8 protein-coding genes, 2 rRNA genes and 1 riboswitch (1 of these 11 cut by a window edge) are annotated in these 11,461 nt (G+C 30.5%); of the genes, 3 read left to right on the forward strand and 7 right to left on the reverse strand.

All coding sequences use genetic code 11. The features are described from left to right. Positions 1-45: 45 nt before the first annotated feature. From CDLVIII_RS24755 to CDLVIII_RS24770, 4 genes are all read right to left on the reverse strand, one after another. The gene (locus CDLVIII_RS24755; RefSeq protein WP_009172230.1) at positions 46-1,836 is read right to left on the reverse strand and encodes a M3 family oligoendopeptidase; all 1,791 of its coding nucleotides are present in this window, start codon (positions 1,834-1,836) and stop codon (positions 46-48) included. 159 nt (positions 1,837-1,995) lie between these two features. Continuing rightward, entirely contained in the window at positions 1,996-2,823 is an 828-nt protein-coding gene (locus tag CDLVIII_RS24760) for a carbohydrate ABC transporter permease (protein WP_009172231.1), read from the reverse strand. Next, the gene (locus CDLVIII_RS24765; RefSeq protein WP_009172232.1) at positions 2,823-3,701 is read right to left on the reverse strand and encodes a sugar ABC transporter permease; all 879 of its coding nucleotides are present in this window, start codon (positions 3,699-3,701) and stop codon (positions 2,823-2,825) included. The genes CDLVIII_RS24760 and CDLVIII_RS24765 overlap by 1 nt, the downstream gene beginning before the upstream one ends. A gap of 255 nt (positions 3,702-3,956) precedes the next feature. Continuing rightward, the gene (locus tag CDLVIII_RS24770) at positions 3,957-5,288 is read right to left on the reverse strand and encodes an ABC transporter substrate-binding protein (RefSeq protein WP_009172233.1); all 1,332 of its coding nucleotides are present in this window, start codon (positions 5,286-5,288) and stop codon (positions 3,957-3,959) included. Between the two features lie 164 nt (positions 5,289-5,452). On the opposite strand from CDLVIII_RS24770, the gene CDLVIII_RS24775 reads away from it, so the two are divergent. Both CDLVIII_RS24775 and CDLVIII_RS24780 read left to right on the forward strand, forming a co-directional pair. After that, positions 5,453-7,327, forward strand: a complete 1,875-nt coding sequence (locus CDLVIII_RS24775; RefSeq protein ID WP_009172234.1) for a sensor histidine kinase — start codon at positions 5,453-5,455, stop codon at positions 7,325-7,327. Then, entirely contained in the window at positions 7,305-8,075 is a 771-nt protein-coding gene (locus tag CDLVIII_RS24780) for a response regulator (protein WP_009172235.1), read from the forward strand. The genes CDLVIII_RS24775 and CDLVIII_RS24780 overlap by 23 nt, the downstream gene beginning before the upstream one ends. Positions 8,076-8,147: 72 nt before the next feature. Here the strand turns inward: CDLVIII_RS24780 and CDLVIII_RS24785 are convergent, their stop codons facing one another. After that, positions 8,148-9,437, reverse strand: a complete 1,290-nt coding sequence (locus tag CDLVIII_RS24785; protein ID WP_009172236.1) for an O-acetylhomoserine aminocarboxypropyltransferase/cysteine synthase family protein — start codon at positions 9,435-9,437, stop codon at positions 8,148-8,150. A 201-nt stretch (positions 9,438-9,638) separates the two neighbouring features. Then, a riboswitch (SAM riboswitch) is annotated at positions 9,639-9,750 on the reverse strand. A gap of 299 nt (positions 9,751-10,049) precedes the next feature. Here CDLVIII_RS24785 and CDLVIII_RS24790 point away from each other — a divergent pair. After that, positions 10,050-10,514: a peroxiredoxin gene (locus CDLVIII_RS24790; protein WP_009172237.1), complete on the forward strand. Its 465-nt coding sequence runs from the start codon at positions 10,050-10,052 to the stop codon at positions 10,512-10,514. 48 nt (positions 10,515-10,562) lie between these two features. Here the strand turns inward: CDLVIII_RS24790 and rrf are convergent. Together rrf and CDLVIII_RS24800 are read right to left on the reverse strand one after the other, a co-directional pair. After that, a 5S ribosomal RNA gene (gene rrf, locus CDLVIII_RS24795) occupies positions 10,563-10,679 on the reverse strand. Between the two features lie 197 nt (positions 10,680-10,876). After that, positions 10,877-11,461: ribosomal RNA gene (locus CDLVIII_RS24800) — 23S ribosomal RNA — on the reverse strand (it continues 2,326 nt past the right edge of the window).

Consider the following 11,461-nt stretch of genomic DNA (forward strand, 5'->3'; position numbering starts at 1 on the left):
GGAGAAGGTAAAATTTATATTAGTTTTTCTATTTTTGTATTAGGATTATTTATTTGATTGTGCTTTATTACTAAGTTCAATAAATTTATTTATATCTTCTTCAATGGTTTTCAAAGAATTTTCCCAAAATATTTTATCACTAATATCTATTCCCATAAATTTTGTTACATCTGCTAACTTATTTTTACCTGTAATAGCAAGTAATTGTTCATAATCTTTGGTAAACTCCTCTCCTCTTTTGAGATATTCAGCATATAATCCTTTTGCAAACAATAAACCAAATGCATATGGAAAATTGTAATAATTATATTCTGCATCATAATAATGAGGTTTCCAAGTCCACATATATGGATGTAAAAAGTTAGGATCGAGCCCATCTCCATATGCTTCCTTTTGTGCTTGCAGCATTAATTCTTTTATCTTTTCAACACTTAATGAACTTTCTTTTCTAGCTTCAAAAAAGTATTTTTCAAATAAAAATCTAGAATATATATCAACAATTACTTGAGTGCAGTCACTAATTTCAGTTTCCAGAATAGCCAAAGCCTCATCTTTAGTGGCTTCCTTAATTGCCGCTTTCTTTATTATTGTTTCACAAAAAGTAGATGCGGTTTCTGCTATAGGCATTGGATAATCTGAATTTAATGTACTTTCCCCTTTTAAACATTCTCCATGAAAACCATGTCCAAGCTCATGAGCAAGAGTTACAACATCTCCAAAGTTATCTCCATAATTTAATAGTATCCTGCTTTCACCGATGAAATGTAAATTTTCACAGAAAGCGCCTCCAACTTTTCCTTCCTGGGGCTTTACATCTATCCAATTATTATTTATTGCTTTCTTTGCAAAATCACCTAAATTATCGCTAAAGGTTCTAAAGTTTTTCTCTACAAATTTTGTTCCTTCCTCATAGGAAAATTTCATATCTGCTTCACAAACTGGTGCATATAAATCATAAAATGGAAGACCATTTTTATGTCCTAATATCTCACCTTTCCTTCTTAGATATTTTCTGAACATAGGAAGACTTTCCCTCATAGCTGAAAGCATTGCTTCTAAAGCTTCTTCATCTAATCTTGAGTCTTTAAGCGTCTTATCTAAAGGAGATTCATATCCTCTAAAATTACAAACTGTTAAAACCTCACCTTTTATGGCATTCAAAGCTGCTGCTACACCGTCTTCTACTTTTTTGTAAGAATTTATTTCTGCTTCATATGCTTTTTTTCTCACTTCTTTATCTTTATCATAAGCCATATTTAATACTATAGTTAATGGCACTTCTTTAAGCTCTCCATCCTCTTCAAGTTCAACCTGCAAATTTGAAATCAAATTATCCTTTAATTTCAACCATGCATTAGAACCTGTGTTTTTCATATTGGCTATTATTGCTTCTTCTTTTTCACTTAATAGATACTTACTTTGCTCAATTACATTTTTTAAAATAAATTCATGCTCTTTAAGCAGCTTAGATTGATTAATTATCTCATCAATATTTTCTATGCCACTTATATATCTTTCTAATTTAACTGAACTTTCAACTATATTAGTTAATTTCTTTTCCAAAATATCTGAGTATTTCAATGCATCTATATCTTTTGTATTTACACTTAAGCTGAAATTTATAAAACTTTCAAGTTTGCTTGATAAATCTTTAATTAATTCAAACTTATTTATATACGCTTCTAATTTCTCTATTAGATTTTTTCTATCCTTTACTATAGTATCTGCCCACAAATTAATATCTTCTATTAATTTATCAATTCTTACCAAATCATCTTCAAATTCATGACTTTCAAACGATGTGTATATTTCTTTTAGACTCCAATTCAATTCCATTTCATATCACTCCAGACATATTTATAGATTTTCTTTTTCTATATTATATACTATATTGATAGCAATTATAAAACTTTAAAATATACTTTTTACCATATATGTGTTGTGATTTAAAATTTACAATATATAATTGATGCCCTTTATATTAATTTTCTCTTATTATCCCTTAACAGAGCCGGCTGCAACTCCTCCAACAATATATTTTTGTCCAAGTATAAATACTATTAAAACTGGAAGTAAAGTTAATATAATATCAGCACTAACTAAATTCCACGAATTTTCAAACGCTCCAAAGAAATTGTAAACAGCCAAAGTCATTGGCCACTTTCCTGAATTATTTAAATAGTATAGAGGCATCATGAAGTCGTTCCACACTGCCATGAAATTTAAAACAAAGAGCGTTGATATAATTGGCTTTAATAATGGAAGTATTATTTTTATAAATAATTTCACCGGTCCACATCCATCGATTATCGCTGCTTCATCTATTTCCCGGGGAATAGTTGATATAAATCCATAGGATAAAAATAAACTAAGAGGAATATTTATTGCGGCATAGACTAAAATAATTCCTATTCTAGTATTTACAAGATTCAAAGCCTGCAATACTTTCATTAATGCAACATTGTTTATTGGTATAGCTATTCCCGAAATAATAAAATAATAAATAAAATTATTAATTCCACTTCTATTTCTCGCTATAACAAAAGCTGCTGCTGCTACAACAAAAACTATGATCACAACGCTACAAGTGGCATACAAAAGACTATTAAAAAATGAAGATACTAATTTCCCTTGCTCTATTACTGTTTTATAATTTTCAAATATCCATTTCTTTGGCAAGGATAATGACATTGTATTAGATTCGCCTTTATTCTTAAAGGAATTAAGAAATAACACTATTATAGGTATTAAAATTATTAGGCTCATAAATATTGTTATTATATTTGCTGCTATACTACCAATAGATCTTCTTAAAACGTTCATTATACATCAATCTCCTTATTTTCCATAGATTTTATAATAAAGTAAACTAAAAATAGTAATGCAAAAAATAGAATGCTAGATAAGGTTGTACCCATTGCATAGTCCCCCTGTGAAAACTCCTTGTAAACAGCTGTGTTAATTACACCAGTTGCATTTCCCGGTCCACCATTTGTTAAAGAGTAAATCATATCAAATACTCTGAAACCATATGTAACATTTAGTATAGTTACATTTATAATTATTGGCTTTAATAAAGGCAATGTTATTAGTCTAAACTTCTGCCAAAAATTCGCTCCATCTATACTGGCTGCCTCATAATAATCTGGAGAAATAGATAAGAGGCCAGCTATGATAACAACCATTATATAGCCCATTCCTTTCCATGTATCTACTGACATAACCGTTGGAAACACTATATTTAAATCAGTTAACCAGTTTTTAGCTAAAAAATTTAATCCAAGTGACTTTAAAAAAACATTTAAAAAGCCAGTTTGTGGATGCAGCATACTCTTAAATACAAGACCAACAACTAAATATGACATTACCTGTGGTGAGAAAATAACCATTCTATGAAAGTTTTTAAATTTAATTACCTTCTGAGTTAAAAGTAAAGCTAAAGCCAAACCAACTACAGTTTTCATAATAGTTGTTATTACTGTAAAAGTGACTGTGTTCCATATATACATACGATATTCTGGTTTTCCTTTAAACACTTCCAAGTAATTTTTTAAGCCTACAAAATTAATTTTATCTGTGAAGTTATTCCAATCAGTAAATGAATAAAGTATTCCAATAACTCCTGGCAAAAAGCAAAGTAAGAAAAATATAACTAATGCCCCACTGGTGAAATACCAGGGATATATTTTTTTTCTGTCCATTTTAACCCCTCCTTGTGTTGATGCTAGGTTATAAGTAACAAGTTATAGTTTAATGATTAAATCCCTTAAGGCATTATCAAAAAAATAACAAGTCAATATGCCTGTCTATTTTTTCACCATAATAGGAAGTTCTACTGAGCGCCTAAAGATTAAGCTATCCTCAGTAAATCATAGATGCCAAAAGGGATTTCTGAAATATTTATTTTTGGAAAAGCCTGTGGCTTTTCTCTATTAACTTATAATTTATAACTAATTTTATTTGTCCCAATCAGGATCCTTTTGTAGTTTTGCCTGCTCTGTTCTTCTATTCATAATGGTCTCTAATACTTGCTTAGGAGTTGATGCCCCAGTATACATAGATTCTAAATCCTTTCCAATATCCATCCATTGACTATCAATATACTTAACTCCAGCCTGCATAACCATTCCTTTCTTTAAGGAATCAATATAAGCTTTATCTTCTTCAGAATACTTTGATTTTATCTCTGGCCAGCATACCTCTGATAATCCAGGTTGTCCATCGAGACGCTTTTGTAAGTTCTCGGGTCTTGCTAAAAACTCAAAGAATTGTAGTGCTTCCTTTACATGCTTACCATTTTTATTAATAAAGTATGCATTACTAGCTGGATTCACACCAATTGTTTGATTATCTCCCCAAGGCATTGCAAATATTCCAAGTTTATTAACATCAAAGTCTGGAAAATCTGCTTTTACTTCATTTCTCCATGCGGATTCAGCTATGAACATAGCTGCCTTTCCATCAGCCATCGCTTCTTTTGCGTTTTCAACAGAATTACTTAAATAATCTGTTCCATAAAAACCCAAATCAGCACATTCCTTTAACTCAGAAATGATAGTTAATAATTCAGGTACAGAGTCTAAATCCTCTTCATTTTTATTTAATTTGTCATATAAATCCGGATGCTTTTCTTGATACATAGCTCCTGTCTCAAATAGTGGAAGCACTTGATGCCATCCATTTTGTGTTCCTTCAAAAATTGGAGTAACTCCAGAATCTTTTATCTTTTGGCATACATTTTTAAATTCTTCATAAGTAGTTGGGACTTTTAAACCTAACTTTTGAAATATTTCTTTATTGTATACATAAAAATACATTTTCTTTCCTGGGAAAGTAATTCCATAAACTTTATTGTTATAAGATATTGATGGAAGAACATTAGGATCCATTCGTTTTACCCAATCTTGATCTGTTACATCCTGAACATATTTTTCAGGATTAACTCTTGTAACCAAGTTTAAAGGATCAGCATCTGCACAGAATATATCTGGTGCTTCTCCCGAATCCAATTTTACCTTTAATAAATCCCTCCATTGAGCATCAGGTGAAATTTGAAAATCAATTTTAATTCCTGTCTCTTTTTCAAAATCCTTGGCTAAATCCTGTACTACCCCTGAGTCTGGAAGTCCTGATTGATGAGAACCAAATGTTAGTGTGATTGCTTCACCATTACCTGAAGTGCTCTTACTAGCATCACCCCCATTACTGCTCCCGCAGCCTGCAAAGGAACTTCCTATTAATACAGTCATAGAAACTGTACTAATCAATTTGACTAGACGTTTATTCATAAATTTTACCTCCAATACTTTTAATCTATCCCTTATGATAAGCTTTACATTAGCATGATATTATAATATCATTAAGCATAGTAATAAGACATAGATAAAAGAGAACTCATTTTTGCACTTTTTTGAACAATATTATATAATACTTTTGGAAAGGAGTGGAAATAATGAAACATAAATTATATTTTTCTCAAAGAATATATTTATTCATTGTTTATGGATTCTTAGTAGTAACCTTATTATTTTTCTTCTTCATTTGTTTTTATTATTTCTACAGCGAAAATATTTACAAAACTGCTAAGACAAACTCAGAGACCATTTGTACTTCTATTCATAATTCAATATCTACTGAATTAAATAGTATGTCTACAGTATCCATGAATATAGTATATTCTAATGCTATAAAAAAAAATTTCACTAGTTTTTCAAATAGTAATGAAAAACAAATTGATCTCGAGAATTTTTCAAAATCTAGAGAAAACGTTTTAGCAATATATGATATCATTACTGCTATAATTGGCCCCTTTCAATCAGCAAATCAAGTTAATCTCTATACGCTCAATGGAACCTGTATTGGTTCTGGATATTTTCAAGGTGTAATAAATGTTGACTTAAATAATATTCCTTGGTATTCAGAAACTTTAAATAAAAATGGTGGCAAAAATATTTACCTTACAAATAAATTATTAAATTCGCCTACTAAAGTTGAAAATACTGCTAATCATAGTTATCTATCATTGACTCGTGTATTTTTTAATAGCACCAATGAACCTGAAGGCATAGTGGAAGTTTTGCAAGATTGTAATACTGTATTTAACCTAATATCTGAATTAAAACAGAAAAATCCTTCCATATCCTTTTACGTATATAACGATAAAAATGAATTAATTTATCCTTATTCAACTACTGTAGATAACAATACAAACTATATGAATACTATTAAAGAAAATAATTTAGCTCCATCGCTAGGATACTTTGTTACTTTAAATAATAAAAATGATGTATTAATGTCTTATCAAAAAATTGATTCATATAATTGGACAGTTGTTACTGTGGAATCTAAGAGTGTTGTATTTAAATCTTTACAATCATTTAAAGAAGGATTTATATTTATAATAATTCTTTCTATTATATTTACTTTATTCTTATGCTTTTTAATCTCAAGTCGTTTGACTCATCCATTAAGTGCATTAACAAACTCTACAAAAAAAGTAACTATAAATAGTGTATTGAATAAAAATGAGACTATATTAGCACCAATAAACAGCAATATAATTGAAATTTCCGAATTATATCAATCATTCTTAGATATGTATGATAAACTTAGAGCTTCTTCTCATGAAATTTTATTATTAAAATCGGAAGAAACACGTGCAAAACTTCAAGCTACTCAATCTCTTATTAATCCGCACTTTTTATACAATAGCTTGACTACATTAAGCATTATGGCCGAGGAGAATATGAATAAGGAAATCATAAATATCTGCTATGCTTTGTGTGATTATCTACGATACATTACAACATATGATGAAACCGCAGTTCCTCTTAAATTAGAAATATCATATACAGAGAAATATATTGAATGCATGAAAATGCGGTACAGAAACGATTTCATTTATACCTCTAATATTGATGAACAAACGAAAGAAATCTTAATTCCAAAATTAATTGTTCAACCAATAGTTGAAAATGTATTCAAACATGGTTTTACATCTTCTCCTCCATGGAATTTAAAAATTTCATCTATTATAAAGGATAATAAATGGTTAATATGCGTCGAAGATAATGGAGGATGTTTAACAGATGAAAAAAAGGAACAGCTATTATCTACTTTTAATAATTTAAATAGAAATGAGGAATTTCGCTCTTTAAAAATTGGTGGTATGGGATTAAAAAATGTTTATCTACGATTACAACTTTTATATAACAAAGATGCTATATTTTTAATAGATAATTCTCAAAAAAATAAAACGGTTTTTATAATTGGGGGGCCAATTCATATAAATAAGGAGGATTTTTATGAACAGTACACACATATATAAATTTATAGTTGTTGAGGACGAGCCACTTATAAGGCAAAATATAATAAAAAAAATCAACTCTTTATCTATACCATTTCAATTAGCTGGAGAAGCTAGCAACGGAGAAAAAGCTGTTTCTCTCATAGAAGAACTCTATCCTTCTCTAGTTATAACTGATATAAAAATGCCTCAATATGATGGAATAGAATTAATTAAATATTTATATAAAAATCATCCTCATATTAAAACTGTTATATTAAGTGGATATAATGATTTTAAGTATGCCCAGACAGCATTGAAATATGGTGTTAAAGATTTTTTATTAAAGCCAATAAGAATTGAAGAACTTAGTACAGCTCTTCAAAATGTGCTTCTCATACTTGAATCTGAAAATAAAGAAATATCTTCCTTTTCAGTTGATCATAACAATTTAAAACCTGAAGACTTAAGCCAGCTTTTAGAAAATTATTTACTTAGTAATTATTCCTCTATAACATCTGTTCATGAAATTGCTGAAAAATTTGGATTTACAAATGAATATTTGAGTAAAATATTTAAAAAGCACACAGGCGTAACGCTAATAAAATATATAACTAAAATCCGCCTTAATGAAGCTAAACAGCTTTTAATTAATCAGCCTGAACTTGAGATAAAAAAAATTGGAGAATTAATAGGATATAAGGATGCCTTTTACTTTAGCCGTGTATTCAAATCAAATGTAGGAGTATATCCTAGCGATTATAGATTAAAGTATTTATATTCAAAATGAAAATAACTAGAAGATAATCTTTTAACTGATTATCTTCTAGTTATTTAAACTTAAATATTAAATATTATATATTTATTCTCCTAAAGCTTGAGATAAATCGTAAATTATATCATCAATGTGTTCAGTTCCAATTGAAAGACGAACTGTATTTGGCTTAATTCCTGATTCAGCTAATTCAGTTTCATTCATTTGTGAATGAGTTGTACTAGCTGGATGAATTACTAACGATTTAACATCAGCTACATTAGCAAGTAAAGAGAATATTTGTAACTTATCTATGAATTCCTGTGCTTCCTTAGCACTTCCTTTAACTTCAAATGTAAAAATTGATCCTGCGCCATTAGGAAAATACTTTTTATATAATGCATTATCAGGGTTATCTGGTAATGATGGATGATTTACACTTTCAACCTTTGGATGATTTTTTAAGAAATCTACTACCTTTAAAGTATTTTCCACATGACGTTCAACTCTTAGAGAAAGAGTTTCTAATCCTTGTAATAAAATAAATGCATTAAATGGACTTATGCATGCTCCGGTATCTCTTAATATAACCGCACGAATTCTAGTTATATATGCTGCTGCTCCTACTGCTTCTGCAAATTTAATTCCATGATAGCTTGGATCTGCCTCGCTTAATTGTGGGAACTTTCCTGAAGCTATCCAATCAAATTTTCCTGAATCTACAATAACACCACCTAATGATGTACCATGTCCTCCAATAAACTTTGTTGCTGAATGAACAACAACATCTGCTCCATGTTCAATTGGTCTAAATAAATATGGTGTTCCAAATGTATTATCAACTATTAATGGTATTTTATGCTTATGAGCAATTTCTGCAAGTGCATCAACATCTATAATATTTGAATTGGGATTTCCAAGAGATTCTATAAATATAGCTTTCGTATTATCTTGAATAGCATCTTCAAAATTTGCTAGATCTTCTGGATCTACAAATGTTGTTGTAACTCCATGAGTCGGAAAAGTATTGGCTAACAAGTTATATGATCCTCCATATATAGTTTTTGCTGCTACTATATGATCCCCAACACTTGTAATATTTTGGAATGCATATGTTATTGCTGCTGCTCCTGATGCTACTGCAAGTCCTGCAATTCCACCTTCTAGTGCTGCAACACGTTTTTCAAAGACATCTTGAGTAGAATTAGTTAATCTTCCATATATATTTCCAGCATCTGCTAACCCAAATCTTGCAGCTGCATGTGCTGAATTTTTAAATACATAGGAAGTTGTTTGATAAATTGGTACTGCTCTTGAATCTGTAGCTGGATCTGGTTGTTCTTGTCCAACATGAAGTTGTAATGTTTCAAATTTTAATTTTCTTTCTTGATTACTCATAGTTTTGCCCCCATTTTTATAATTTTATCTTTATATTTTTTTATATATTTACTATGATTTGCATTTTAATCCTACTTTTTCAATCCAGTATTACATTAACTACTCTTAAAATTTATAGGATACTACACAAATATTAGTTAACTGATAATAATAAAAAAACTACTTTCTAAAATAAGAAAGCAGCAGAAAACTTCAATTACATTCTTATCTTCCAGATATAACATCTGCAGGAATTAGCACCTTAAATTAATATATACTTAATTCAGGTTGCTAGACATCATAGGGCCAGTCCCTCCGTCTTTCTTGATAAAAAATTTTTAATTTTATTATTCTTAGTTGTTTACTATGATATAGAGTATACATTCTTTATAAATATATGTCAATACTATTTTCCAATTATTTTAGCTTTGCATTGGTATTTTTTTAATTTAATACGTGAAATACTTATATTATATCAATAAAACCTCTCTTACATCATCACTTTAATACAATTTTTTTCGATTGTATCATATTTCATGTTTAAATTGGATTACATATTTTTTTATTTTTACTTTACAAACAAATAATATTAATGGATAATAATTGTTATAAAGAACATATAGGAGGTATCTTATGGAAAATACAATTTTAAAAGAAGGATTAAAAGCTCCAGATTTCACTTTAATTGGATCTGATAAAAAAGAACATAAATTAAGCGACTATTTAACAAAAAAAATAATATTATATTTTTATCCTAAAGATAATACACCAGGCTGCTCTCAAGAGGCTCAGGATTTCAAAGATGCAATAGAGGAATTTAATTCTAAAAATACTGTCATTTTAGGCATAAGTAGAGATTCACTTAAATCTCATGATAAATTTATAGCAAAATATGATTTACCTTTTATTTTATTATCAGATGAAGATGAAACAGTTTGCAATTTATACGGAGTGCTAAAAGAAAAAAATATGTTTGGGAAGAAATCTATTGGAGTTGAAAGAAGTACTTTTTTAATAAATGAGGACGGTATAATTACTAAAGTTTATAGAAAAGTAAAAGTTCCTGGACATGTTGAAAACTTGAAATGCTCACTATAATCAGTTATAAAACAAAAAAAGTAGTTACTACAACTACTTTTTTATTTTACCTCGCAACGTCCTACTCTGCCACACAGTCTCCCATGCAGTACCATCGGCGCTATAGACCTTAACTTTCCTGTTCGGAATGGGAAGGAGTGTTACCTCTATGCCATCATCACGAGATGCTAGTTCATTCCAAATCTTTGATTTGGCTAAATGAACTGTACACCAACGAACGAATGTGAGTTAGTGTTTCCTTTAAAAAGAAACTTTAATTCATACTATTCATTTGGTTTTCAGTATTCACATACTTGCTTGAAAAAACATTTTGTTCTTTCAAAATTGCACATAGTTACTTAATGTATTGCAACTTGATTATATTGGTCAAGCCCTCGACCTATTAGTATCAGTCAGCTAAATATGTTACCATACTTACACCTCTGACCTATCAACCTTGTAGTCTTCAAGGGGTCTTACTAGCTTATGCTATGGGAAATCTCATCTTGAGGTGGGCTTCACACTTAGATGCTTTCAGCGTTTATCCCTTCCCGACTTAGCTACCCAGCTATGCTTCTGGCGAAACAACTGGTACACCATAGGTCAGTCCATCCCGGTCCTCTCGTACTAAGGACAGCTCCTCTCAAATTTCCTACGCCCGCGACGGATAGGGACCGAACTGTCTCACGACGTTCTGAACCCAGCTCGCGTGCCGCTTTAATGGGCGAACAGCCCAACCCTTGGGACCTACTTCAGCCCCAGGATGCGACGAGCCGACATCGAGGTGCCAAACCTCCCCGTCGATGTGAACTCTTGGGGGAGATCAGCCTGTTATCCCCGAGGTAGCTTTTATCCGTTGAGCGATGGCCCTCCCACGAGGTACCACCGGATCACTAAGCCCGACTTTCGTCCCTGCTCCACTTGTAAGTGTCGCAGTCAGGCTCCCTTCTGCCTTTGCACTCTTCGAA

Source organism: Clostridium sp. DL-VIII (assembly GCF_000230835.1).
In the GTDB taxonomy this organism is placed as follows: Bacteria; Bacillota; Clostridia; order Clostridiales; family Clostridiaceae; genus Clostridium.

What these genes read in the sequence shown, in the direction of transcription:
- CDLVIII_RS24755 (WP_009172230.1), bottom strand. Translation starts at nt 1,836, where the DNA reads ATGGAATTGAATTGGAGTCTAAAAGAAATATACACATCGTTTGAAAGT.
- CDLVIII_RS24760 (WP_009172231.1), bottom strand. Translation starts at nt 2,823, where the DNA reads ATGAACGTTTTAAGAAGATCTATTGGTAGTATAGCAGCAAATATAATA.
- CDLVIII_RS24765 (WP_009172232.1), bottom strand. Translation starts at nt 3,701, where the DNA reads ATGGACAGAAAAAAAATATATCCCTGGTATTTCACCAGTGGGGCATTA.
- CDLVIII_RS24770 (WP_009172233.1), bottom strand. Translation starts at nt 5,288, where the DNA reads ATGAATAAACGTCTAGTCAAATTGATTAGTACAGTTTCTATGACTGTA.
- CDLVIII_RS24775 (WP_009172234.1), top strand. Translation starts at nt 5,453, where the DNA reads ATGAAACATAAATTATATTTTTCTCAAAGAATATATTTATTCATTGTT.
- CDLVIII_RS24780 (WP_009172235.1), top strand. Translation starts at nt 7,305, where the DNA reads ATGAACAGTACACACATATATAAATTTATAGTTGTTGAGGACGAGCCA.
- CDLVIII_RS24785 (WP_009172236.1), bottom strand. Translation starts at nt 9,437, where the DNA reads ATGAGTAATCAAGAAAGAAAATTAAAATTTGAAACATTACAACTTCAT.
- CDLVIII_RS24790 (WP_009172237.1), top strand. Translation starts at nt 10,050, where the DNA reads ATGGAAAATACAATTTTAAAAGAAGGATTAAAAGCTCCAGATTTCACT.